The 22441-nt window shown below is 71.4% G+C and carries 25 protein-coding genes; 17 read left to right on the top strand and 8 right to left on the bottom strand.

Going from position 1 to position 22441, the window contains the following annotated elements:
* Position 1: 1 nt before the first annotated feature.
* Genes ACIGDI_RS14085 through ACIGDI_RS14075 form a run of 3 tightly spaced genes read right to left on the bottom strand, consistent with a single transcriptional unit; the run spans position 2 to position 1308 of the window.
* Positions 2-142 (bottom strand): hypothetical protein, encoded by a 141-nt coding sequence (locus ACIGDI_RS14085; RefSeq protein ID WP_174267438.1) that lies wholly within the window; start codon positions 140-142, stop codon positions 2-4.
* Positions 139-915 (bottom strand): SDR family NAD(P)-dependent oxidoreductase, encoded by a 777-nt coding sequence (locus tag ACIGDI_RS14080; RefSeq protein WP_399895175.1) that lies wholly within the window; start codon positions 913-915, stop codon positions 139-141. The genes ACIGDI_RS14085 and ACIGDI_RS14080 overlap by 4 nt, the downstream gene beginning before the upstream one ends.
* Before the next feature lie 54 nt (positions 916-969).
* Complete coding sequence (locus tag ACIGDI_RS14075) at positions 970-1308, bottom strand: YnfA family protein (RefSeq protein WP_399895173.1); 339 nt, start codon at positions 1306-1308, stop codon at positions 970-972.
* 99 nt (positions 1309-1407) lie between these two features.
* Between ACIGDI_RS14075 and ACIGDI_RS14070 the strand changes: the two genes are divergently transcribed.
* On the top strand, positions 1408-1875 hold the full coding sequence (locus tag ACIGDI_RS14070) for a hypothetical protein (RefSeq protein WP_399895170.1): 468 nt from the start codon (positions 1408-1410) through the stop codon (positions 1873-1875).
* A 119-nt stretch (positions 1876-1994) separates the two neighbouring features.
* Positions 1995-2468, top strand: a complete 474-nt coding sequence (locus ACIGDI_RS14065; protein ID WP_399895167.1) for a MarR family winged helix-turn-helix transcriptional regulator — start codon at positions 1995-1997, stop codon at positions 2466-2468.
* Positions 2469-2543: 75 nt separating this feature from the next.
* Here the strand turns inward: ACIGDI_RS14065 and ACIGDI_RS14060 are convergent, their stop codons facing one another.
* A complete protein-coding gene (locus ACIGDI_RS14060) occupies positions 2544-3449 on the bottom strand; it encodes a helix-turn-helix domain-containing protein (protein ID WP_399895164.1) in 906 nt (301 codons plus the stop codon).
* Positions 3450-3801: 352 nt separating this feature from the next.
* Here ACIGDI_RS14060 and ACIGDI_RS14055 point away from each other — a divergent pair, with 352 nt between their 5' ends.
* From ACIGDI_RS14055 to ACIGDI_RS14045, 3 genes are all read left to right on the top strand, one after another.
* Positions 3802-5166 carry an ice-binding family protein gene (locus ACIGDI_RS14055; protein WP_399895161.1) on the top strand — a complete coding sequence of 455 codons (1365 nt, stop codon included), beginning with the start codon at positions 3802-3804 and terminating at the stop codon, positions 5164-5166.
* Between the two features lie 160 nt (positions 5167-5326).
* Complete coding sequence (locus ACIGDI_RS14050) at positions 5327-6016, top strand: DUF5819 family protein (RefSeq protein ID WP_399895158.1); 690 nt, start codon at positions 5327-5329, stop codon at positions 6014-6016.
* A complete protein-coding gene (locus ACIGDI_RS14045; RefSeq protein WP_399895156.1) occupies positions 6006-7196 on the top strand; it encodes an HTTM domain-containing protein in 1191 nt (396 codons plus the stop codon). The genes ACIGDI_RS14050 and ACIGDI_RS14045 overlap by 11 nt, the downstream gene beginning before the upstream one ends.
* A 43-nt stretch (positions 7197-7239) precedes the next feature.
* On the opposite strand, the gene ACIGDI_RS14040 is transcribed toward ACIGDI_RS14045, so the two are convergent.
* Positions 7240-7641, bottom strand: a complete 402-nt coding sequence (locus tag ACIGDI_RS14040; RefSeq protein ID WP_399895153.1) for a winged helix-turn-helix transcriptional regulator — start codon at positions 7639-7641, stop codon at positions 7240-7242.
* 124 nt (positions 7642-7765) lie between these two features.
* On the opposite strand from ACIGDI_RS14040, the gene ACIGDI_RS14035 reads away from it, so the two are divergent.
* Positions 7766-8656, top strand: a complete 891-nt coding sequence (locus tag ACIGDI_RS14035) for an NADP-dependent oxidoreductase (RefSeq protein ID WP_399895151.1) — start codon at positions 7766-7768, stop codon at positions 8654-8656.
* On the opposite strand, the gene ACIGDI_RS14030 is transcribed toward ACIGDI_RS14035, so the two are convergent.
* Both ACIGDI_RS14030 and ACIGDI_RS14025 read right to left on the bottom strand, forming a co-directional pair.
* Positions 8653-10038, bottom strand: a complete 1386-nt coding sequence (locus tag ACIGDI_RS14030) for an MFS transporter (protein WP_399895148.1) — start codon at positions 10036-10038, stop codon at positions 8653-8655. The two genes, ACIGDI_RS14035 and ACIGDI_RS14030, sit on opposite strands and share 4 nt — an antisense overlap.
* A gap of 80 nt (positions 10039-10118) precedes the next feature.
* Complete coding sequence (locus tag ACIGDI_RS14025; protein ID WP_399895145.1) at positions 10119-10925, bottom strand: DUF6597 domain-containing transcriptional factor; 807 nt, start codon at positions 10923-10925, stop codon at positions 10119-10121.
* A 105-nt stretch (positions 10926-11030) separates the two neighbouring features.
* On the opposite strand from ACIGDI_RS14025, the gene ACIGDI_RS14020 reads away from it, so the two are divergent.
* The 6 genes from ACIGDI_RS14020 (at position 11031) to ACIGDI_RS13995 (ending at position 16120) form a co-directional block, all read left to right on the top strand.
* On the top strand, positions 11031-12119 hold the full coding sequence (locus tag ACIGDI_RS14020) for an LLM class flavin-dependent oxidoreductase (RefSeq protein WP_399895142.1): 1089 nt from the start codon (positions 11031-11033) through the stop codon (positions 12117-12119).
* Positions 12116-12718, top strand: coding sequence for an FMN reductase (locus ACIGDI_RS14015; RefSeq protein WP_399895139.1), 603 nt, complete (start codon positions 12116-12118; stop codon positions 12716-12718). Before ACIGDI_RS14020 ends, ACIGDI_RS14015 begins: the two co-directional genes overlap by 4 nt.
* Before the next feature lie 187 nt (positions 12719-12905).
* Complete coding sequence (locus tag ACIGDI_RS14010; protein ID WP_272175446.1) at positions 12906-13616, top strand: response regulator transcription factor; 711 nt, start codon at positions 12906-12908, stop codon at positions 13614-13616.
* Positions 13617-15056: an ATP-binding protein gene (locus ACIGDI_RS14005; protein WP_399895136.1), complete on the top strand. Its 1440-nt coding sequence runs from the start codon at positions 13617-13619 to the stop codon at positions 15054-15056. It abuts the gene before it with no gap.
* Between the two features lie 90 nt (positions 15057-15146).
* Positions 15147-15659 (top strand): DUF3515 family protein, encoded by a 513-nt coding sequence (locus ACIGDI_RS14000; RefSeq protein WP_399895133.1) that lies wholly within the window; start codon positions 15147-15149, stop codon positions 15657-15659.
* A gap of 164 nt (positions 15660-15823) precedes the next feature.
* Positions 15824-16120, top strand: a complete 297-nt coding sequence (locus ACIGDI_RS13995; RefSeq protein ID WP_399895298.1) for an SHOCT domain-containing protein — start codon at positions 15824-15826, stop codon at positions 16118-16120.
* Positions 16121-16812: 692 nt separating this feature from the next.
* Here ACIGDI_RS13995 and ACIGDI_RS13990 read toward each other — a convergent pair.
* On the bottom strand, positions 16813-17451 hold the full coding sequence (locus ACIGDI_RS13990; protein WP_351580172.1) for a hypothetical protein: 639 nt from the start codon (positions 17449-17451) through the stop codon (positions 16813-16815).
* A gap of 352 nt (positions 17452-17803) precedes the next feature.
* On the opposite strand from ACIGDI_RS13990, the gene hemL reads away from it, so the two are divergent.
* From hemL to ACIGDI_RS13965, 5 genes are all read left to right on the top strand, one after another.
* The gene (hemL, locus tag ACIGDI_RS13985; RefSeq protein ID WP_399895130.1) at positions 17804-19123 is read left to right on the top strand and encodes a glutamate-1-semialdehyde 2,1-aminomutase; all 1320 of its coding nucleotides are present in this window, start codon (positions 17804-17806) and stop codon (positions 19121-19123) included.
* The gene (locus tag ACIGDI_RS13980) at positions 19120-19815 is read left to right on the top strand and encodes a histidine phosphatase family protein (protein WP_399895127.1); all 696 of its coding nucleotides are present in this window, start codon (positions 19120-19122) and stop codon (positions 19813-19815) included. The genes hemL and ACIGDI_RS13980 overlap by 4 nt, the downstream gene beginning before the upstream one ends.
* 137 nt (positions 19816-19952) lie before the next feature.
* A complete protein-coding gene (locus ACIGDI_RS13975; RefSeq protein ID WP_399895124.1) occupies positions 19953-20282 on the top strand; it encodes a hypothetical protein in 330 nt (109 codons plus the stop codon).
* A gap of 180 nt (positions 20283-20462) precedes the next feature.
* Entirely contained in the window at positions 20463-21746 is a 1284-nt protein-coding gene (locus tag ACIGDI_RS13970; protein WP_399895121.1) for a hypothetical protein, read from the top strand.
* 77 nt (positions 21747-21823) lie between these two features.
* Positions 21824-22441 (top strand): TlpA family protein disulfide reductase, encoded by a 618-nt coding sequence (locus tag ACIGDI_RS13965; RefSeq protein WP_399895118.1) that lies wholly within the window; start codon positions 21824-21826, stop codon positions 22439-22441.

The following is a 22441-nucleotide window of genomic DNA, read 5'->3' as shown; positions in this document are numbered from 1 at the left end:
CCTACTTCGCGTGCAGCACGGCGTAGATCATCACGAAGGCCACGATGTGGATGCCGAAGAGGAAGTACCCGAGGTAGTACCAGACGTAGCGTTCGCGTTTCTTCTCCAGGGCGAGGCGCTGCCGCTCGGCGTCGTCCGTCACTGTGACTCCCGGTGGACCTTGGTGTTCGACGCCTGGGCGCGGGGGCGCAGCACCAGGAGGTCGACGTTGACGTGGGAGGGGCGGGTCACCGCCCAGGCGATGGTCTCCGCCACGTCGTCGGCGGTCAGCGGCTCGGCCACGCCCTCGTAGACCTTCGCCGCCTTCTGCGCGTCGCCGCCGAAGCGGGTGAGGGCGAACTCGTCCGTCCTGACCATGCCGGGCGCGATCTCGATCACGCGGACGGGCTGTCCGACGATCTCCAGGCGCAGGGTCTCGGCGAGGACGTGGGCGCCGTGCTTGGCGGCGACGTAGCCGCCGCCGCCCTCGTACGTGCCGTGGCCGGCCGTCGAGGAGACCACGACCACCGTGCCGTCGCCGCTCGCGACCAGCTTGGGCAGCAGGGCCTGGGTGAGGTTGAGGGTGCCGATGACGTTGGTCTCGTACATGGTGCGCCAGTCGGCGGGGTCGCCGGTGGCGACGGGGTCGGCGCCGAGCGCGCCGCCGGCGTTGTTGACCAGGACGCCGATCGTCCGGAACGCCGTGGCGAACTCGTCGACGGCGGCGCGGTCGGTGACGTCCAGCCGGTAGGCGGTGGCCTGGTGGCCCGCCTCGTTGATCTCCTTGGCCAGGGCCTCGATGCGGTCCTCCCGGCGGGCGGTGAGGACGACGCGGTAGCCGGCCGCGGCGAGCTGCCGGGCCGTGGCGGCGCCGATTCCGCTGCTCGCACCGGTCACGACGGCGATGCGGGAGGCGGCGGACGGTGCGGTGGCCATGCGGGGCTCCTGAGGGTCGGTCTGCGGTCGGCTGCCGTCCAGCGTAGGTGAGGGTCAGCCGCCGTTCCGCGGTGTCCACATGATGACGGCCATGCCGGTCAGGCAGATCAGCGCCCCGGCGATGTCCCACCGGTCCGGCCGGTAGCCGTCCGCGACCACTCCCCACAGGATCGACCCGGCCACGAAGATGCCGCCGTACGCGGCGAGGACGCGGCCGAAGTGGGCGTCGGGCTGGAAGGTGGCGACGAAGCCGTAGGCGCCGAGGGCGAGGACGCCCCCGGTGATCCACAGCCAGCCGCGGTGTTCGCGCAGGCCCTGCCAGATCAGCCAGGCGCCGCCGATCTCGAGGACGGCGGCGAGGACGAACAGGGCGGCGGAGCGGACGACGAGCATGACGGCAGCCTCGCACGCGCGCTGTCACCTGATGGACGGCGCCTGCGCAGCGGCTCGCGGGGGATACATGCGTACGACCACGTGGAGTGAGGAGTGGGTATGCGGAAGGTTCTCGCGGGGTTCGCGGCGCTGGCGGCGGTCTGCGGGGCGGCGGTCCCCGCCGGTGCCGTCGTGGCCGGCGGTCCCGAGGCCGATCTCGCCTATCACGGTGCCGTGTCCATGGCGGACGGCACGGTCGGCGTGCGGTTCACGCCGCGCAACCACGGGCCGTCGGCGGCGCCGGACGTGACGGTGCGGCTGCGCTGGTCGGCCGCGCTGGCGGACCGGCAGGAGCTGCCGGCGGGCTGCGCGCGGTCGGGGCCGCGGGTGGTGCTGTGCCGGGTGGGGGAGCTGCCGGCGGACGGCCTGGGCGAGCAGATCGCCCTGCGGGTACGGCTGCGCCAGGCGCCGTCGGAGGTGCTGCTGGTGCTGGACACGGTGTGGAGCGGCGGAACGGTCGACCGGAACCGGCAGAACGACCACCAGCGGGTGCTCGTGCTGGACACGGGCGACGAGTACTACTTCTAGGCGGCGAGTACTACTTCCAGGAGCGTCGGCAGACAGCCTGCGGGCGGCATTCGCCTCGCCGGGCAGCGGTGCCTGCGTCGTACGATTTCTGTGCGGCGCAGAAGACGAAGGAGCGAGGCATGACGGAAACGGCACGGGAGCAGCTGCTGGACGAGCTGTCCACCGTCTCACGGCGCTACATGGCCTCGTACGCCCTGTTCAACCAGGCCGTCGCCGACCACATCGGGCTGCACCCGACCGACTTGCAGTGCCTGAACCTGCTCACGCTGGAGGGCACGCCGGTGACCACGGGCCGCATCGCCGAGCTGACGGGGCTGACGACCGGGTCGGCGACGCGGCTGGTGGACCGGCTGGAGAAGGCGGGGTACGTCGTCCGGGAGCGGGACGCTGCCGACCGGCGCAAGGTGCTGGTGGCGACCGTGCCGGAGAAGGTCGCCGAGTTCGGGCGGATGTGGCAGCGGCTCAGCGGCGGCTGGTTCGCCCTCTTCGACGACCTGGACGACAACCAGCTCGCGGTGATCGTCGGACACATGAGGCGGACGGCGGACTTCAGCGGCCGCCAGGTGGCGCGCCTGCGCACCGGCGCCGTCTAGCCGTCGGCCGTCCGGCGAGCGCCACGTGCGCCGCGTCGGCGAGGTCCGGGGCGGGCGGGTCGTGGCGCTCGGCCGTCACGCAGGGCCCTGCAGTCCTGCCGTGTGGGCTCGGGGCCCCGACGCCGCGTCGATGTGGGACTTCACGGCTCGTCTGATGAGGTCGCGGGTGCCGTCGGGACTGAGGGCCTCGGCCTGGAGGCAGTCGTACATCATGCCGAAGCGCTGCAGCTCCGGTTCCCTTTCCAGGTAGAGGTCGCTGGTGAAGCGCTTCAGGTACACCACCCCTGCCTGGGGACCGTCGGCGAAGCGCAGGATGGAGAACTGGCCCGCGAGTCCCGGGTGGGCGCCCGCCGCGTACGGGAGCACCTGCACGGTGATGTGCGGCTCGGCGGCGAGTGCGTCGAGGTGCTCCAGCTGCTCGCGCATGATCTCGGGACTGCCGACGACACGGTGCAGGGTCGATTCGTCCAGGATGACCCACAGGCGCAGCGGGAAGGCCGGGTCGTAGATCCGGTGCTGACGGCGCAGGCGGACCTTGAGGCGGCCGGCGGCCTGTTCGGCCGTCGCCGGCGGGATCGTTTCCTCAATGACGGCGAGGGCGTACGCAGGGGTCTGCAACAGGCCGGGAATCGCCATGGGCTCGTACGTGTGGATCGACGCGGCGTCCGCCTCCAGGCCGATGTAGAGGCTCTGGGGGTGCTCGCCGTGGGCGTTCCACCAGTCCTGCTCGGCGGCCTCCCGGGCCATGTCCAGCAGAGAGTCGACGACCTGCTGATCCGTCACTCCGTAGAGGGCGCACAGGTCGCGTACGTCGCGGGGCTTGATGGCGCGGCGGCCGTTCTCGATGTGGCTGATCTTGGGCTGGGAGACCATGAGCCGCTCGGCCGCCTGCGAGCTCGTCAGTCCGCTGTCCTTGCGGAGCCTGCGCAGTTCGGCCCCCAGACGGCGCCTCCTCACTGTGGGATTGATGTTCGCCACCATCTCGCGGTGTCTACCTCCGGTTCCACGTCACCACGTCACGCCTGTCAAGTCCGAAGGCTGCCACGGGACATGGCTTGTTGATCATGCGCCATGCCGTCGTGGTGCGGCGTCGGCGAATCGGACTGTGACGTTGTCATTTTCCACTCCTCTGTCCACGGACCGCCGAAAATAGGAAATAGTAATTTTCCAATATTCGCCGCGCATTCGAGGGCTTAATTCTCGGGATCTCGACTCTCCGACGCTTTTCGTTGCCGCCCGACGATTACTCCGTAATATGCACGACCAGATCAAGGCTCCCCGGGCAATTGATTAGGCCCGGTTTGCCGCGGCCCCCACAGAAAATGGCCTCTCGATGAAGCTGAAGATCCCTCAGCGGGTTCGCCCCCGCACCTTGCCCAGCTTGCTGGCCTCGGCCCTCGCTGCGACGGTTGCCGCCGCGATGGTCGTCCTGACCCCCTCGCAGGCACTCGCCATCGCCACCCCCGTACCGCTGGCCACGGCCGCGAGCTTCTCCGTCCTGGCAGGTGCGGGAGTCACCAACACCGGTGCCACGGTGATCAGCCACGACCTCGGGACGCACCCGAACCCGGCCATCACCGGTTTCCCGCCCGGCCAGGTGCTCGGCGCCGTGCACGCCGCCGACGCCGTCGCGCTTCAGGCCAAGTCCGACCTGGTCACGGCGTACAACAACGCCGCGGGCCAGGCGACGGACTTCTCGCTCGCGGCGGGAATCGGCAACGGCACCACGCTGCTCCCGGGCGTCTACACCGCTTCCTCCGGTGTCGGACTCACCGGCGACCTGATCCTGGACGCCGGCGGAAACCCGAACTCCGTCTGGGTGTTCCAGATTCCGGAGGCCCTGACGACGGCGTCCTCCAGCCGAGTGCTGCTGACGAACGGCGCCTCGCCGTGCAACGTGTACTGGCAGATCGGCAGTTCGGCCACTCTGGGCACCAACTCGACCTTCGTCGGCACCATCATGGCGCTGACGGACATCCACGTGACCACGGGCACGAACATCGAGGGCCGTGCGCTGGCCCGCAACGGCGCCGTGACCCTCGACACCAACAGGATCTTCCTCAACTCGTGCTCGACCGGTACGACCGGTGGCACGACGACCGGAACGACGACCGGAACGACGACCGGCACCACGACCGGTGGCACGACGACCGGCACGACGACCGGCACCACGACCGGCACCACGGGCGGAACGACGACCGGCACCACCCTCGGGGTGACCGGCGGCGGCCTGGTCAGCGGCGGCCTGGTCAGCGGTGGTCTCCTGGGCGGCCCCGTCGCCAACGTCACGACCGGCGGCAACACCTCGGGCAACACCGCGGGGAACAACGTCACCACCGGGAACACGGCGGGCAACACCGCCGGAAACGTCGCCGGTCAGCAGGGCGGCCAACCCGGCGGCCCGGGCCACGGCGGCCCCGGACACCACGGCAAGCCGGGCCATGAGCACCAAGGTGAGCACGGCAAGCCGGGCCACGAACAAGGCGGCAAGCCCGAGGAGCACAACGGCCACGGCTACGGCGGCAAGCCCGAGGAGCACAACGGCCACGGTTACGGCGGCAAGCCCGAGGAGCACAACGGCCACGGTTACAGCGGAAAGCCCGACGACCACAACGGCCAAGGCGGCTATGGCGGTTACGGCTACGGCAACGCTCCGAAGCCCGAGGGCCAGGACGCCAAGGAAGGCCACGAAGCCTAGTCGGCGACCGTGAGAGATCTCTGCACCGGATGACGGCGCGCGGCGGGAATTCCTCGATTCCGCCGCGCGCCGTCGGTGCCGGTCACAGAAACCTCGGACGCCGGACAACGGATACGAGAAAGCAAGGTGGGCGGTGTCGAGCGGAATTGATTCAGCGCGCGTGACGGAAACCGGGCGGTCCGATACCCGTCCGCTTCCCGGGGAGCGGCAGGGCGACACGGCCCCGCCCGGCGGGCAGCCCCCGGGTGCCGCGCCACTGAGAGCGGGGCTGCACGCCGCCGTCCTCCTGTGCCTGGCGGCGGCTCTGGTCCATGTCGGTGCCGTCTTTCTGCACGTGGCGCCGCCCAATCCCGTCTCCAAGCGGTACAGCCGGCAGGTCGACGCCTGGGTGTATCCCCTCTTCGAACAGAACTGGCGGCTCTTCGCCCCCAACCCCGACAACGTCAACCGGCGGGTCCTGGTGAGAACCGCGCACACGGCGTCCGACGGCTCGACGCGGGTCAGTCGATGGATCGACCTGACCGCCCTGGACCGAGCCGCCGTCGAGCACGATCCGTTTCCGAGTCACACCGCCCAGAACCTGCTGCGCCGCGCCTGGGCCTCCTACGTCGACACGCACGGCCAGGACGACACGGCACGCTCGCCTCGGGCCGAGATGATGCAGAAGTACCTGGTCAACATCGCCGCCGACCGCGTGGCCGGTCAGCATCGCGGCCCGTTCGAGTTCGTCCAGCTGCGGGTCGTCACCCTGCCCGTCGCCGCGCCCGGTACGGCGACCGGGCACCGGCCTCCGACGCCGGTGGAGAACCGGCTCCTGCCCTGGTGGAAGGTGAGCCCTCATGGGAAATGAGCGGATCAGCGAACTCCCCGCCCCGGCGGCCGCACCGGACCGGTCCGCGGGCCGGGCGGCCCGGGCCTCGGGCTCGCTCCACCGTCGGCTCCTGACCCGGACCGACGCGTTCTGGGAACTTGTCACCGGCCGCCCGGTGTCGCTGTACGCGACGTCGGTTCTGCGCATCGGCTACGGGCTGCTCTACCTGGTCTTCCTCCTGCGCGAGTTCCCGCACCGCGACGAGATCTGGGGCCCCGACTCCCCGTGGACCCCCGCGTTGGCGGCACAGCTCTTCGACCAGACGGGCTGGTACAGCTTCCTGATCCTGTCGGACAGCCGGGTGTACTTCGAGCTGTGCTACGCGCTGGCCCTCGTGACGTCCGCGCTGTTCATGCTGGGCTGGCGGACCCGGGCCACGTCCGTGCTCTTCGCCGCCGTGGTCGCCTCCTTCCACGCCAGAGCGATCTTCATGACGGACGGCGGCGACAACCTCCTGCTGCTCATGGCCCTCTACCTCGTCCTCACCGCGTGCGGGCGCCGCTGGTCGCTGGACGCGCGCAGAGAGCGGATCAGGGCGGCACGTGCGGACGGCGTACCGCGGCGGGAGCGAGGCCCCGCCGCCCGGCAACTCGGGGAAGCGCGGCTCACGTTGGCCACGGTGGTGCACAACTGCGGCGTCTTCGTCATCGCGGCGCAGGTGTGCTTCCTGTACGGATCGGCAGGCCTCTACAAGGTCCAGGGCTCCTTCTGGGACGACGGCACCGCTCTCCACTACGTGCTGAACCTCGACCTCTTCCAGCCGTGGCCCGAGCTGTCCCATCTGGTGGACCAGTACCCGCTCGTGCTGGCGGCCGTCGGTTACCTGACCGTGCTCACGCAGGTCGCTTTCCCGTTCGTGCTCTTCGGCAGGCTCAAGTACCCCGTTCTCGCCGCGCTGCTGGGCATGCACCTCGCCATCGCGGTGGTCCTGGGGCTGCCTTTGTTCTCGGCCACGATGATCATCGCGGACGCCGTGTTCCTTCCCGACCGCTTCTACGTGTTCCTGGCGCACCTCCTGCGGCGCGCGGCCCGGCGCCACGGCCTGCGGGCACCGGTGCCGGGGCGGGTGTCCGGGCTCGGGACCGTGCCTCGTCCGGCGGACGGCCGCCGCGGTCCCGCACCGTCGGCCCCGAGGGTGCCGGAGCAGGTGCGCGAGTAGGGGAGGGAAGAGGGGCGCGGCGGCTCGCGACCGCCGCGCGCCTCTAGGCGTTCTCCGTGTCGTAGCGGCCCCGCGCCTCGTGGACTTCCTCGATGTGGGTCTCCGCCCAGTCCTTCACGGCGGTCAGCAGGAGGGCGAGGCTGCCGCCCAGCGGGGTGAGTTCGTAGTCGACGCGGACCGGGACGGACGGGGTGACGGTGCGGGAGAGGATGCCGTCGCGCTCCAGGGTGCGCAGCGTCTGGGTGAGCATCTTGGGGCTGACGCCGGCGATCTTGCGGCTGAGGTCGCTGTAGCGCATGGGGCCGCCGGAGAGGGCCGCGACGACCAGGCTGACCCACTTGTCGCTGAGGCGGCCGAGCAGCTCGTTGGTGGGGCAGGCCTTGATGAAGGCGTCGTACTCGGCGCGTGCCTGTTCGCGCCGCTGGGCCGCGGTCGTGGTCGCCATGGCTTCCCTCCGGGGGACATAGGCACTCTCAGGTAACTACTTCCGAAAGGATAGCGACTCTTCCTAGGGTTGTCGCTGTACGCAGAAAAGCGACACAAATACCCATGAATCAGGGAGAGTTGAGATGCGCGCAGCAGTGGTGAGGCACTTCGGCGGACCCGAGGCCGTCGAGGTCGTGGAGACCGAACTGCCCGAGCCGGGGGCGCGGCAGGTACGGATCAAGGTGGCGGCGGCCACGCTGAACCCGGTGGACGCCGGGGTGCGGGAGGGGTTCTTCGGAGGCGCGGGCAAGCAGATCGGGTTCGGCTGGGACGTCGCCGGGACGGTGGACGCGACGGGCGTGGCCACGGCGTGGAGCGTCGGCGACCAGGTGGTGGCCCTCGACCCCGGCATGGTGCGGCCGGTGGGGACGCACGCCGAGTACGTCGTCGTGGACACGGACGCGGTCGCGAAGGCGCCGGCCACGGTCGACGCCGTGCACGCCGCGACGCTGCCCCTGAACGCCCTGACCGCCGCACAGGCCCTGGACCTGCTGGAGTTGACCGAGGGGCGGTCCCTGCTGGTCACCGGCGCGGCGGGCGCGGTCGGCGGCTTCGCCGTCCAACTCGCCGCCGGCCGGGGGATCTCGGTGACCGCGCAGGCCAGGGCGGCCGACGAGGAACTCGTACGGTCCCTGGGCGCGGCGCACTTCACCTCCGGCCCCGTCGGCGCCGGCACCGTCGACGCCGTGCTGGACGCCGCGGTGCTCGGGGAGGCGGCCCTGGAGTGGATACGGGACGGCGGCGCCTACGTCGGCGTACGGCCCGGCGGGGAGCCGGCCTCGGTGCGCGGGGTACGGACGACGTCCGTCGCGGTCCGCCCCGACGGCGCGCGCCTGGCCGAGCTCGCCGCACTGGTGGACCAGGGGGTGCTGACCCTCCGGGTCGCCGAGACCTTCTCCCTGGAGGACGCGCCCAAGGCCCACGCCCGCCTCGCGGAGGGCGGGGTGCGCGGCCGGCTGGTGCTGGTCCCCTAGTGATGCTGCTCGGCCGGTGCCTTGCGGGGTAGCAGGCGTACGAGGGGCAGGCACAGGGTGATGGACGCGGCGACGGTGGTGAGGCTCGCGTAGAGGGCGTGGGTCTCGCCGTCGCCGACGGTGTGGAAGTAGACCGTGGTGACGGCCGCCGCCCCGACGGCGTTGGCCAGTTGCTGCACCGCGTTGAGCGAGCCGCTCGCGCTGCCCGCCTCCTCGGGGGCGATGTCGCCGATGGTGACGTCGTAGACGGTGCCGAAGCAGGTGCCCATGCCCAGGCCGACGAGGAGGAGCGGCGGGACGAGGGCCCACGCGGGCCCTTCGGCGGCCAGGGCCAGGCAGCCGCAGCCGGCGAGGATCAGCAGCAGCCCGGCGACGACGAGTCGGCGGCCGTGGCGGTGGATCAGGCGGTAGCAGGCGATGGACGCGACGACGATCCCGGCGGACAGGGGGATCAGGCCGAGCGCGGTGCCCGCGGGGGAGCGGCCGAGGCCGCGCTGGAGGTAGAGGGAGACGGTGTAGAGCAGGCCGGCGACCGCGGCGAAGGCGAGGACACCGAGGACGAGACCCGAGGTGAAGCCGCGGTTGCGCAGCAGGCTCGGGCGGATCAGCGGGTCGGAGGCCGTGCGCTGGCGGTGGCAGAAGGCGGCGAACAGGGCGAGGCCCGCGAGGAGCAGGGCGAGCGGCCGGGTTCCCCAGCCGCCGTCCGAGCCGTCGATCAGCCCGCCGAGCAGGCCCAGCATGGCGCCCGCGAGGAGCGCGGAGCCGGGGCCGTCGACGGCGACGGACGCGTCACCGCTGTCCCGGGGGAGCAGGCGGGCGGCGGCGATGAGGGCGGCGCCGCCCAGGAGCAGGTTGATCAGGAACATGGGGCGCCAGCCGAGATCTGCGAGGTCGGCGTCGACGAGGAATCCGGCGAGGATCGGCCCGCCGACCGCGGACAGTCCCATGACCGGCCCGAAGAGGCTGAACGCCTTTCCGATCTGGTCGCGGGGCCAGGTCGCGCCGAGGATGCCGAAGCCCTGCGGAATGACGAGCGCCCCGAAGGCGCCCTGGACGAGCCGTGCGACGACCAGTGCCGCCGGGTTCGGGGCCAGCCCGCAGGCCAGGGAGGCCGCGACGAACCCGGCGAGTCCGGTCAGGAAGAGCCGGCGGCGCCCGTACCGGTCGCCGAGCCGTCCGCCGGGCACGAGCAGCACGCCGAGCGCGAGCGCGTAGGAGGCGCCGAGCCACTGCACGAGCCCGGCGCCCCCGCCCAGGTCCCGCGTGATCGTCGGCGCGGCGATGTTGGTGATGGTCGCGTCGAGCAGGTCGAGGACGTCGGCGGCGAGGACCACCGCGAGGACGGCCCAGCGGGCGCGCGAAGTCAGCGGAGGACTATCCACTGCGTTACGAAGAATCTGTGTCACGCAGGTAAATATCGAGGGGACGGCCGGTACGGTCAAGCGCATTTACCGGGTGCGGGTCAGTGCAGGCCCTGCGCCGCGTACGCCGCCGGCGGCACTCCCACCGTCGTCGTGAAGTCCCGTACCAGATGGGCCTGGTCGGCGTAGCCGAGGTCGGCGGCGAGCGCCGCCCAGTCGATCCGGTCCGCGCTCTCGGCGCGCTCCAGGGCCTCGTGGATGCGGTAGCGCAGGATGACCCACTTCGGTCCCACGCCGACGTACCCGGCGAACAGCCGCTGCAGGAGCCGTACGGACATGCCCTCGGTGCGGGCCAGTTCGGTGACCCGGCGGATGCCGCGGTCGGTGCGCGCCCGCTCGACCAGGGCCGTGGCGAGCTCGGCCTGGGGATCGGGCCGCGGGTCCAGGGCGAGGAGGAAGGCGTCGAGGGCGGCGATGCGGGCCGCCTCGTCGTCGGGGGTCAGGACCGCCGCGAGGTCGGCGCCCGGGAAGGCCTCGGGGGAGTGGACCCGGCGGCCCGTCCACTCGCTCACCGGCGACTCCGGCGCGAAGGGGCGGAAGGCGCCCGGGCGGAACTTCACGCCGCAGACCCGGCCCCGCCCCTCCAGCTTCTGGGTGAACAGGCCGTGCTGGACGCCGGTGACCTCCACGAACGGCTCCTGGCCCTCGAACCGCTGGAAGACGATATGGACGGCCGGGTGCGGGACCACGTGCGAGACGTACGGCTCGGGCAGGTCCCAGTCGATCAGCCAGTAGTGCTCGACATACCTGCGCAGCGGCTCGGCGGCGTCCGGGCGGCGGAACTCCACGCGGGCGAGGAAGTCCGCGGCCCCGACGATGCCTCGGGTGTCACGGCGTGCGGCGGCCATGTCCGGATCGTAGGACGGGGCACTGACAACGCGCGGAATACCCGGAGCCCGGCCCTCGTTTGCCGGTATAGTTTAACGGTCAACAACTTTGGAGGTTGAGCGACCATGCAGTTCGGGATCTTCAGCGTCGGCGATGTCACGCCGGACCCGACGACCGGCCGTACGCCGACCGAGCGCGAGCGGATCAAGGCCATGGTCGCCATCGCGCTGAAGGCCGAGGAAGCCGGCCTGGACGTCTTCGCGACCGGCGAGCACCACAACCCGCCGTTCGTCCCCTCGTCCCCGACGACCATGCTCGGTTACATCGCCGCGCAGACGGAGAAGCTGATCCTCTCCACCTCCACCACCCTCATCACCACCAACGACCCGGTGAAGATCGCCGAGGACTTCGCGATGCTCCAGCACCTGGCCGACGGCCGGGTGGACCTGATGATGGGCCGCGGCAACACCGGCCCGGTCTACCCCTGGTTCGGGCAGGACATCCGCCAGGGCATCAACCTCGCGATAGAGAACTACGCGCTGTTGCGCCGCCTGTGGCGCGAGGACGTGGTCGACTGGGAGGGCAAGTTCCGCACCCCGCTGCAGGGCTTCACCTCCACCCCGCGCCCGCTGGACGGTGTACCGCCCTTCGTCTGGCACGGCTCCATCCGCTCGCCGGAGATCGCCGAGCAGGCCGCCTACTACGGCGACGGCTTCTTCCACAACAACATCTTCTGGCCCGCCGACCACACCAAGCGCATGGTCGAGCTGTACCGGACCCGGTACGCGCACTACGGCCACGGCACGCCCGAGCAGGCGATCGTCGGCCTCGGCGGCCAGCTGTTCATGCGGAAGAACTCCCAGGACGCGGTGCGCGAGTTCCGCCCCTACTTCGACGTCGCCCCGGTCTACGGCCACGGGCCCTCCCTGGAGGACTTCACCGACCAGACCCCGCTGACCGTCGGCTCCCCGCAGCAGGTGATCGAGAAGACGCTGGCCTTCCGCGAGTACGCCGGCGACTACCAGCGCCAGCTGTTCCTCGTCGACCACGCCGGGCTGCCGCTGAAGACCGTCCTGGAGCAGATCGACATGCTCGGCGAGGAGGTCGTGCCGGTGCTGCGCAAGGAGTTCGCGGTCGGCCGCCCGGCCGACGTGCCCGAGGCGCCCACCCACACGTCCCTGCTCGCCGCCGCACGGAAGGAGACCACCGTATGAAGCTCGTCGTCGTCTCGGCGGGGCTGAGCGTGCCCTCGTCCACCCGGCTGCTGGGTGACCGGCTGGCCGCGGCCGTGGACCGGCACACCCCGGTCGAGGTCGAGGTGGTCGAGCTGCGTGACCTCGCCGTGGAGATCGCGCACAACTTCACCAACGGGTTCCCTGGCCGCGCCCTGTCCGGCGCGCAGGACGCCGTGGCGAACGCCGACGGACTGATCGTCGTCACCCCGGTGTTCTCCGCTTCCTACAGCGGGCTGTTCAAGTCCTTCTTCGACGTCCTCGACAAGGACGCGCTGGAGGGCACGCCGGTGCTGATCGCGGCGACCGGCGGTTCGGTCCGGCACTCGCTGGTGCTGGAGCACGCGCTGCGCCCGCTGTTCGCCTACCTGCGGGCCGTGGTCGTGCCCACCGGGGTGTACGCCGCCTCGGAGGACTGGGGCGCCGAGGGGCTGGACGGACGGATCGAGCGGGCGGCGGGCGAGCTGGCCGCGCTGATGACGGGGCTGTCGGCGGCACGGCCGGCCAAGGACGACCTCGAAGTGGTGCCGTTCGCGCAACAGCTGGCGGCGCTGCAGCCGGCCGGCCCGTCCGGCGTCTGAGGACCGGGCCCGTCCGGGCCGCCTTGCCGCGGGCCGGGCGGCCCGCGACCTACGGTGAGAAGACGGTAGGCGTAGGGTCGCGGTTGCCTCTGTGACGGTGAGAGCGCGGTAAAAAAGGCCGATGGTAGCCCAGCTCACCCGGCTGAACGGCGGCTGCCCTTGGCAAACTGGTCCCGTGCCCCAAACTGTGCTGCTCGCCGAAGACGACCGCGCCATCCGTCACGCCCTGGAACGCGCCCTGACCCTGGAGGGCTACCAGGTCACCGCGGTCGCCGACGGCGTCGAGGCGCTGGCGCAGGCCCACCGCACCCCGCCCGACGTGCTCCTCCTCGACGTGATGATGCCCGGCATCGACGGCCTCCAGGTCTGCCGGGTGCTGCGCGCCGAGGGGGACCGCACCCCCATCCTGATGCTCACCGCGCTCGTCGAGACCGCGGACCGCATCGCCGGCCTCGACGCGGGCGCCGACGACTACGTCGTCAAGCCCTTCGACGTCGAGGAGGTCTTCGCCCGGCTGCGCGCCCTGCTGCGCCGGACGGCCTCCGAGAACGGCGCCGTCGCCGACGTACCGAAGGAGGTCCCGCCCGCCTCCGCCGACCGGCAGATCGAGGCGGCCGGTCTGCGCATGGACGTGCAGGCGCGCCGCGCCTGGCGCGGGGAGCGCGAGCTGGAGCTGACCCGCACCGAGTTCGAGCTGCTGGAACTGCTCGTACGCAACGCGGGCATAGTCCTCGACCACTCGACGATCTACGACCGGATCTGGGGTTACGACTTCGGCCCCGGCTCCAAGAACCTCGCCGTCTACGTCGGCTACCTCCGCCGCAAGCTCGACGAGCCCGGCGCCCCGCAGCTCATCCACACGGTCCGTGGCGTGGGTTACGTGCTGCGGGAGGACTGAGTGGGCCGGCTCAGGCGGCTGCTGGCCAGACGGCGGCCCGGGCTGGTCTCCCTGCGCACCACGTTCGCCGTGTCGTTCGCCACGGTCACCGCGGCCGTCACCGTGCTGGTCGGCGTGCTGTCGTACAACGCCGCCGCGCGGCTGGTCCGGGTCGACCAGGAGTCCGTCTTCGACCAGGTGGTGCAGGACCTGCGGGACGAGGTGCGCCAGCACCGGATGACCCCGGACGACTTCTCCTCCTCCGCCCCGGGACACGACATCGTCCGTCCGGCGCGGACGGACGTGCAGGTGCTGGGGCCGGACGGGAAGGTCGTCGACTCCGGGAGCCCGGGCCTGCCGGTCATCGCCAAGGACCGCAGGATCGCGGCCGCACGGGCGGCCGGGAAGATGGTCGAGCACAAGGACGTGGACGTCGACGCGGACGTCTACCGCATCGCGACCGTCTCCCTCGGCGCCGGGCGGGGGGCGGTGCAGGTCGCGCAGGAGTTCAGCGACACCGAGGACCTGCTGCGGGCCCTGCAGCAGCGCACGCTCATCCTCATGGGCGCGGTCGTCACGGCCGCCGGTCTGTTCGGCTGGTGGCTGGCCCGGCGCATCACCCGCCGCCTGATCATCCTGACCTCGGCCGCGGAGGACGTCGCCCGCACCCGGCAGCTCGGCATCGAGGTACCGGTCGCCGGCTACGACGAGGTGGGCCGCCTCGGCCGCGCCTTCGACCGCATGCTGGGGCGGCTGGCCCAGTCCGAGGAGGACCAGCGCCGGCTCGTCCAGGACGCGGGCCACGAGTTGCGCACCCCCCTGACCTCGCTCCGCACCAACATCTCGCTGCTGCGCCGCATCGACGAGCTGCCGCCCGCCACCCGCGAGGAGCTCGTCGCCGACCTCGGCCAGGAGGCCCGCGAACTGACGGACCTGGTCAACGAGTTGGTGGACCTGGCGGCCGGCCAGTCGGACACCGAGCCGCCGCAGCGGGTGGACCTCGCCGACATCGCCGAGGACGTCGCCGGGCTGGCGCGGCGCCGCACCGGCCGCGACATCACCGTCCGCGCGAGCGGCGACACCACGACCGACGGCCGGCCCGGAATGCTCACCCGCGCGCTGTCCAACCTCGTCGAGAACGCGGCCAAGTTCGACCGGGAGGGCAACGGCCCCATCGAGATCGCCGTCCACGGCCCCGCCCGCCCCGGCACCGTCCGCGTCGAGGTCCTCGACCGCGGCCCCGGCGTCGCCGGCCCCGACCTGATCCGCATCTTCGACCGCTTCTACCGGGCCGCCGACGCGAGATCCCTGCCGGGCTCCGGCCTGGGCCTGTCGATCGTCCGCGAGGTCGCCATGGCCCACGGCGGCGCCCCCTTCGCCCTGCAACGAGACGGAGGCGGCGCGGTGATCGGCTTCACCGTCGGCGGCATCCCTGGTGGTGGGGTGCGCGACGGGGGGTGAGACGGGGGCGGCCGGGCGGGGGTGGTGCCCGTGGGAGACTTCCCGGCCGGGGCGGCGGGTGTGTCGGCCGTGGGGGGGAGGACCGGGCTTGTGAGGGCATTACGGGGTGGGCGGCGGGTGCGGGTGGCCGTCGTGGTGGGCGGGGTCGGGATCGTCGTCGGGGGCGTGCTCGTGGCGCGTGAGGTGAGCGCGCCGGACTTCGGGATCGAGGCCGCCGCCGCGGGTGGCACACCGCAGTGCGCGCGGATCGCGCGGGCCTACCCGGACGGTGTCGGCGGGCGGCGCCGGGACGGCACCTCGCTGCCCGGGGTCGGCGTGTGGGGCGACGGCGAGGTCACCGCACGTTGTGGCGTCGAGCCACCCGCCCCGACGACGGACGCCTGCCTGAGCGTCGACGGCGTGGACTGGGTGTGGCGCCCGGCCAGGCCCGGCAGCACCCGCAGGGTCCTCGTCACCTACGGCCGCGACCCCGCCGTCGAGGTCACGATCTCCGGCCGGTTCGCCGGTACGGACGAGGTGCTGGTGGCCATGAGCCGGGTGGTCGGAACGGTCGCGCGGCACGGGAAGTGCGTCGGCGACGGCGACGTCCCCCTGTCCGGCTGAAGCCGCGGGGCGGGTCGGCGCGGGAGGGTCCATCGGCCCGGTGCGCTGTCCCCACCGGCCCATCCCCGTGCCCCGGGTGGGCGGGATGGTGGGGGTGAGACGTCGGGCAGCGGTCGCGGGTGTCCGGTCCGTGGCGGTCCGGCCGCGAGAGGGTGAGTGCCGTGATGTTCTGGTACGACCACGATGTCAGCGGGTGGGGCTGGTTCACGATGTCGGTCGGCATGATCCTCTTCTGGGCCGTGCTCATCGCGCTCGGCGTGATGTACTTCCGCGCCATGTCCCGGTCGGACGACTCCCCGACGTCCACCGGCACCGCGCCGCGCCGCCCGGCGGGGTCCACCGCCGAGCAGCTGCTCGCCGAGCGCTTCGCGCGGGGCGAGATCGACGAGGACGAGTACCGTCACCGCCTGGCCGTGCTGCACGGCACGGGCGACAGCGGGCCACGGCTCAGCAAGAGCTGACCCGGCCGGGCGGGACCCCGCGTGCACATCCGGCGTGCTCTCGGCTACGACGGGCTCGGACGCCCGGCCGTCTCGGGGCGGGGCGGCCGCCGCGGGAGCCGTCGGTGCCCACCACCGGACGTGGCCGCCCGCGCCGGAAGGGTCCGGCGGCGCCGGCGTCCGGCGCGGTGACGGGGGGCCCGGTCACGAGGCGGGTTCGCGACGGGGGCGTGCCGAACCTCCTCGACGGGCGGCGCGGGCGCGGACCCCGCGGAGTGCGCTGACCGCCGGTCGGGCGCGGCGGGCGCCGGAGGCGCGGTGCAGTCCGGAGAGCGGGGGAAGAGCCAGTCCTCGAAGGCGGACAGCCCCATCACCATGCCCAGCAGGACGACCGGTGTCGCGAGCGCGACGGCGAACACGGGCCGGTCACCGGACGCCGGCATCGACCTCGCGGACGCCGGGCGGTCGCCCGGCGGCGACGTCCTCCCGGCAGGGCTGTCCAGAGCCGTGGTACGCGAGCGCCTTCATGACCTTCTCCCCACCCCAGGCGGAACGGCGGCACCCGGGGCCGGTGCCGTCCGTGCGGTTCCCCCTCGGGTTGCCCCGGCAGGGCATGGGAAACCCGGGCACTTTGCGCCCAGGGCGGCGGAGCGGACAGGGGGCGGCTGCGCGACGGCCCGGGACCGGACGCAGACCCAGGGATCAACGAGGGATCAGGGCCACACCAGGCAGTACGGCTGGTGCCCCGCCTCGTGCAACCGGTGGCTGAAGTCCTGCCACTCGTGCAGCAGCTGGTAGACGTTGAAGGCATCCCGCGGGCCGCCCCGGTCCGGGACCGTCGACCAGATGAACGCCGCCGCGCCCACCGCCTCCTCGCCTATGCCGCGCAGGGGGTCGACCACCGTCATCGGGAGCTTGACGACCGCGTAGTCGGGGTGCAGGACCACCAGCTCCAGCGGCGGGACCTTGTGCAGGGGCACGCCTTCGATGCCCGTCAGCACCATCGCCGCCATCGTCTCCGGCTTGATCTTGGTGAACATGCCGTTCATGCCGAGCTCGTCGCCGCCGAGTTCCTCGGGGCGCATCGAGATCGGGACGCGGGCCGCGGTCGCACCGTCCGGCGCGCCGAAGTACTTGTACGTCACCCCCACCCGACCACCATTCCTGCTCCCGGCCCGCAGGCTGTCGAGCCGGCGGTCGCCGCGCCGATCGAACTGCTCGGGCTCACTCGGTACACCCTGACTCTGACGTGTCTCGGTAGCTTCCTCCGCCTCGCGTCGGTGCCTTCCCCGCCGGGCACGTCGAGGACCCAGGTCGTCAGTCCCCTCGCCCAGTCCGCCACCGCGATGCATATCTCCACCCGACTGCTTTTCTAGGACGCGTGGCCCCCGCCGCGCAACCCGATCATCGTGTCAGTGACCTCCCCCACGGCCGCCCGCCGAAACGTGCGCTGAAACACCTGTCCGCAGGATCTTCGCAGCCTCTGAACACGCCTGCGTACATGCATACGTACGAGAAGGCCGTTTGAGCTGTGTGTATCAGGACCCAGTTTCGCAGATCGACTCGGGGCGCCACTGTTTCCCCGGTCAGCAGCGCACTCCCTGCCGTCCGTACCCGCTGGCCTACCCTGAGGAGGTCACAGGCAACCGGAGCCGAAGTGAGTGGTCCCGAGCAGTCCCGAGAAGGTCGGAGAAGTCGCTGGTCATGAGCGAACTGCCATATTCCTACGAAGCCCCCGTGTCGCAGGCGCTGTTCGACCGCGCGTCCGCCGTCACGCCCGGCGGCGTGAACTCCCCGGTGCGCGCCTTCCGCGCCGTGGGCGGTACGCCCCGGTTCATGGTGTCCGGTTCGGGCCCGTATCTGACGGACGCGGACGGGCGGGAGTACGTCGATCTCGTCTGCTCCTGGGGCCCGATGATCCTCGGGCACTCCCACCCCGAGGTCATCGCCGCCGTCCAGGACGCCGTCTCGCGCGGTACCTCCTTCGGCACTCCCGGTGAGGGCGAGGTCGCGCTCGCGGAGGAGATCGTCGCCCGGGTGGAGCCCGTCGAGCAGGTCCGGCTCGTCAGCAGCGGCACCGAGGCCACCATGAGCGCCATCCGGCTCGCCCGCGGTTTCACCCGGCGCAACAAGGTGATCAAGTTCGCCGGGTGCTACCACGGCCACGTCGACTCGCTCCTCGCCGCGGCGGGCAGCGGGGTGGCGACCTTCGCCCTTCCCGACACGCCCGGCGTGACCGGGGCCCAGGCCGGCGACACGATCGTCCTGCCCTACAACGACCTGGAGGCCGTCAACGAGGCCTTCCACCGGCACCCCGGTGAGATCGCCTGCGTCATCACCGAGGCCTCGCCGGGCAACATGGGCGTCGTACCGCCCCGCCCCGGCTTCAACCAGGGACTGAAGGACGCCTGTTCCGAGAACGGCGCCCTCTTCATCTCCGACGAGGTCATGACCGGGTTCCGCACCAGCCGGGCAGGGTGGTTCGGCATCGACGGGGTGCGGCCCGACCTGATGACCTTCGGGAAGGTCATGGGCGGCGGCTTCCCGGCCGCGGCCTTCGGCGGCCGCGCCGACGTCATGGAGCACCTCGCGCCCGCCGGGCCCGTCTACCAGGCCGGCACCCTCTCCGGGAACCCGGTCGCCACCGCCGCCGGTCTCGCCCAGCTCCGGCTGCTCGACGACCCCGCCTACGCCAAGGTCGACTCGGTGTCGGAGACGATCCAGGGGCTGGTGACGGAGGCGCTGAGCAAGGAGGGCGTCGCGCACCGGCTGCAGAACGCCTCCAACATGTTCTCCGTCTTCTTCGCGGACCGGGACGTCCGTGACTACGAGGACGCCAAGCGGCAGGACTCCTTCCGCTTCACCGCGTTCTTCCACTCGATGCTGGCGCAGGGCGTCTACCTCCCGCCCTCGTCCTTCGAGTCCTGGTTCGTGTCCACGGCCCACGACGAGCAGGCCGTGCAGCGCATCGCCGACGCCCTCCCGGCGGCGGCCCGAGCGGCGGCGGAGGCCACGGCGGCATGAGCGAGCAGACCGACAACAACAAGGACATCACCGTCGTCCACGTCGTGCGGCACGGCGAGGTCGAGAACCCGGACGGCATCCTCTACGGCCGTCTCGCCGGGTACCACCTGTCCGAGCTGGGGCGGCAGATGGCCGACCGGGTCGCCGAGCACCTGGCCTCCCGTGACATCACCTACGTCTGCGCCTCCCCGCTGGAGCGCGCCCAGGAGACCGCGACGCCGGTCGCCAAGGCGCACGGACTCGACCTCGCGTCCGACGAGCGGCTCATCGAGGCCGACAACGTCTTCCAGGGCAAGACCTTCGGCGTCGGGGACGGCGCGCTCAGGAAGCCGGCCAACTGGAAGTTCCTGACCAACCCGTTCCGGCCGTCGTGGGGCGAGCCGTACGTCGACATCGTCGTACGGATGATGCAGGCGCTGGAGTCCGCCAAGGAGCAGGCGCGGGGCCACGAGGCCGTCCTCGTCAGCCACCAGCTCCCGATCTGGACCGTGCGGTCGTACGTCGAGCGGCGGCGGCTGTGGCACGACCCGCGCAAGCGGCAGTGCACGCTGGCCTCGCTGACGAGCTTCACGTACCAGGGTGACAAGATCGTGTCCGTGGGCTACAGCGAGCCCGCCATCGATCTCGTCCCGGCCCACCTGCGGGCGGGCGCGAAGCCGGTCCAGGGAAAGGGCAAGGCCTTCGGGGCCTAGGGAAGGCCCTGCCAAAAGACATGGACACGTCTAATGGATCTTGGGTAGCGTCTCCGGCGACCATCGCCGGAGCCGTTTGCCAGGCCCCGGACCCGGCCGCCTGACCGACCATCAGGCGGAGAGAAGGGGGAACAACCATGAAGACGAAGAAGCTGGCGTCGCTCGCGATGACGCCGTTGGTGCTGACCGGCATCGCCGTCGCCGTGCCGATCGCGGGTGCGACCGCCGCGAGCGCCGCGCCGAGCCAGTGTCAGGTGGGCAGGCCCACCGGTGACGACAACTCGGGGTTCGCGATCTGCCGTGCCGGCTCGGGCCAGGTGCGCGTCAAGCTGACGTGCGAGGACGGCGTCACCGGCAAGAACGTGACGTCTTACGGCCCGTGGGTGGGCGTCGACAAGACGTCGAAGACGTCCTGCGGTGCCCCGCAGCGGTACATCTTGAAGCTGGTCGACTACCAGACCCGCTGAACCGGCGGGCGGGTGGTGGTGCGTCCGCCGCCCGCCCCGCCTGTTTTTGCGAACTCTCGCCATTACTTATGACACGTTCGTGACATTTGTGACGAGATCAATGTGATCGAGGGGAACCCCCCTGTTCGTCATGTCCTCTGAATGGGTGACCACCGGAGTACATGACGAATCGGGGATGGAATGCGCGCTCTTTCTCGCAGGGGGATGCTCGGTCTCGGCGCGGGCGCCGCGGCCGCCGCCGGACTTTCGGGTTGCGGCTCCCTCAAGCCGTCAGACGGGTCGAAGCACGCCTCGGGTTCCAAGGGCGGCGGCAAGTCCGGCGGTACGTCCCACCCGGCCCGGCCCCTCGGCGACGGCTCGACCTCCTTCACCGGCAAGCAGCCCCACCAGCCGAGGAAGCCCGAGCCGTTGGAGCCCGGCCAGACCCCGCCCCAGTTCGTCATCTTCTCCTGGGACGGCGCCGGGGAGGTCGGCAACGGCCTCTTCCCGCGTTTCCTGGACCTGGCGAAGCAGCACGGCGCGTCCATGACCTTCTTCCTCTCCGGGCTGTACCTGCTGCCCGAGTCGAAGAAGCGGCTCTACAACCCGCCGAACAACCCGCGCGGCGCCTCCGACATCGGCTACCTCACCGACGAGCACGTCAAGGCGACGCTCACCAACGTGCGCCGCGCCTGGCTCGAAGGGCACGAGATCGGCACCCACTTCAACGGCCACTTCTGCTCCGGCTACGGCACGGTCGGCAACTGGACGCCCGCCCAGTGGCGGAGCGAGATCCAGCAGGCCAAGTCCTTCGTGAAGGAGTGGCGGACCAACACCGGCTGGAGCGACCTGCCCTCGCTCCCCTTCGACTACGAGAAGGAACTCGTCGGCGGCCGCACCCCCTGTCTGCTCGGCCAGAACAACCTGCTGCCCACGGCCAAGGAGCTCGGCTGGCGCTACGACGCCTCCTCGCCCGGCGGCCGCCAGGTCTGGCCCGACAAGAAGCTGGGCATCTGGGACCTGCCGCTGCAGCAGATCCCGTTCCCGGGCCGCTCCTTCGAGGTCCTGTCGATGGACTACAACATGCTGGCCAACCAGTCGATCAACTCGACCCAGGCGCCCGCCTACAACTACCCGGCCTGGCGCACCCAGGCCACGAACGCCTACATATCGGGCTTCAAGCGGGCATACGAGAGCAATCGGGCACCCTTTTTCGTCGGCAACCACTTCGAGCACTGGAACGGCGGCATCTACATGGACGCCGTCGAGGAGGCGTTCAAGCACATCGCCCGGGAGAAGGAGAAGGGCGCGGACGTACGGCTGGTCTCCTTCCGGCAGTTCGTCGACTGGATGGACGTACAGAAGCCGGAGGTGCTCGCCAAACTGCGCACGCTCGACGTCGGACAGCAGCCGGCCGGCGGCTGGAAGACCTTCTTGCAGGAGACTTCCACCGCGTCCTCCACACCCACCGGAAAGGCCGCCTGACGTGCGGATTCCGGCGGCCGGCGGGCCCACGAGGGGGGTGCGCAAGATCCCCGGAACGGACATGCGAAACTTTTCACATGAGTGCCTCCAGTCGCCCCCCTCTGCGCTCGAACCGAAGCCGTGCCACGCTGCTCGCCGCGACGGCCGCGGCCGCCGCCCTCACGCTGTCCGCGTGCAGCTCGGGCGGCACCTCGGGCGGCGGCGGTGACACCAACTTCGTCATGGGCAAGGACGGCATCTCCACCGTCGCCGAGGGAAAGCGGGTCGCGGCCCCGGTCCTTTCCGGCAAGACGGTCGACGGCGGGCAGGCCGACGTGGCCACGTTCAAGGGCAAGGTCGTCGTCCTGAACGTGTGGGGCTCCTGGTGCCCGCCCTGCCGGGCGGAGGCTCCGGGCTTCGCGAAGATCTCCAAGGAGCTCGAGAGCAAGGGCGTCCAGTTCGTCGGCATCAACACCCGTGACAGCAACACCGGGAAGGCCGCTGCCTTCGAGAAGCAGTACGGCATCACCTATCCCAACCTGTACGACCCGACGGGAAAGCTGATGCTCCGCTTCAAGAAGGGCACGCTGAACCCGCAGGCCATTCCCTCCACGCTCGTCCTGGACCGCAAGGGCCGGATCGCCGCCCGTTCACTGACAGGGCTCAGCGAGGACAAGCTGCGCGGCATGATCAACACCGTCCTCGCGGAGAAGTGA

The organism is Streptomyces sp. NPDC085900 (assembly GCF_044540925.1).
Lineage (GTDB): Bacteria > Actinomycetota > Actinomycetes > Streptomycetales > Streptomycetaceae > Streptomyces > Streptomyces gilvifuscus.
Note: the sequence above shows the minus strand (reverse complement) of the source record. Positions and strands in the feature narration are given on the sequence as shown.

Coding starts and splice junctions, on each gene's coding strand:
- ACIGDI_RS14080 (WP_399895175.1), bottom strand. CDS start 915: ATGGCCACCGCACCGTCCGCCGCCTCCCGCATCGCCGTCGTGACCGGT.
- ACIGDI_RS14075 (WP_399895173.1), bottom strand. CDS start 1,308: ATGCTCGTCGTCCGCTCCGCCGCCCTGTTCGTCCTCGCCGCCGTCCTC.
- ACIGDI_RS14070 (WP_399895170.1), top strand. CDS start 1,408: ATGCGGAAGGTTCTCGCGGGGTTCGCGGCGCTGGCGGCGGTCTGCGGG.
- ACIGDI_RS14065 (WP_399895167.1), top strand. CDS start 1,995: ATGACGGAAACGGCACGGGAGCAGCTGCTGGACGAGCTGTCCACCGTC.
- ACIGDI_RS14060 (WP_399895164.1), bottom strand. CDS start 3,449: ATGGTGGCGAACATCAATCCCACAGTGAGGAGGCGCCGTCTGGGGGCC.
- ACIGDI_RS14055 (WP_399895161.1), top strand. CDS start 3,802: ATGAAGCTGAAGATCCCTCAGCGGGTTCGCCCCCGCACCTTGCCCAGC.
- ACIGDI_RS14045 (WP_399895156.1), top strand. CDS start 6,006: ATGGGAAATGAGCGGATCAGCGAACTCCCCGCCCCGGCGGCCGCACCG.
- ACIGDI_RS14040 (WP_399895153.1), bottom strand. CDS start 7,641: ATGGCGACCACGACCGCGGCCCAGCGGCGCGAACAGGCACGCGCCGAG.
- ACIGDI_RS14035 (WP_399895151.1), top strand. CDS start 7,766: ATGCGCGCAGCAGTGGTGAGGCACTTCGGCGGACCCGAGGCCGTCGAG.
- ACIGDI_RS14025 (WP_399895145.1), bottom strand. CDS start 10,925: ATGGCCGCCGCACGCCGTGACACCCGAGGCATCGTCGGGGCCGCGGAC.
- ACIGDI_RS14020 (WP_399895142.1), top strand. CDS start 11,031: ATGCAGTTCGGGATCTTCAGCGTCGGCGATGTCACGCCGGACCCGACG.
- ACIGDI_RS14015 (WP_399895139.1), top strand. CDS start 12,116: ATGAAGCTCGTCGTCGTCTCGGCGGGGCTGAGCGTGCCCTCGTCCACC.
- ACIGDI_RS13995 (WP_399895298.1), top strand. CDS start 15,824: ATGTTCTGGTACGACCACGATGTCAGCGGGTGGGGCTGGTTCACGATG.
- ACIGDI_RS13990 (WP_351580172.1), bottom strand. CDS start 17,451: ATGCATCGCGGTGGCGGACTGGGCGAGGGGACTGACGACCTGGGTCCT.
- hemL (WP_399895130.1), top strand. CDS start 17,804: ATGAGCGAACTGCCATATTCCTACGAAGCCCCCGTGTCGCAGGCGCTG.
- ACIGDI_RS13980 (WP_399895127.1), top strand. CDS start 19,120: ATGAGCGAGCAGACCGACAACAACAAGGACATCACCGTCGTCCACGTC.
- ACIGDI_RS13975 (WP_399895124.1), top strand. CDS start 19,953: ATGAAGACGAAGAAGCTGGCGTCGCTCGCGATGACGCCGTTGGTGCTG.
- ACIGDI_RS13970 (WP_399895121.1), top strand. CDS start 20,463: ATGCGCGCTCTTTCTCGCAGGGGGATGCTCGGTCTCGGCGCGGGCGCC.
- ACIGDI_RS13965 (WP_399895118.1), top strand. CDS start 21,824: ATGAGTGCCTCCAGTCGCCCCCCTCTGCGCTCGAACCGAAGCCGTGCC.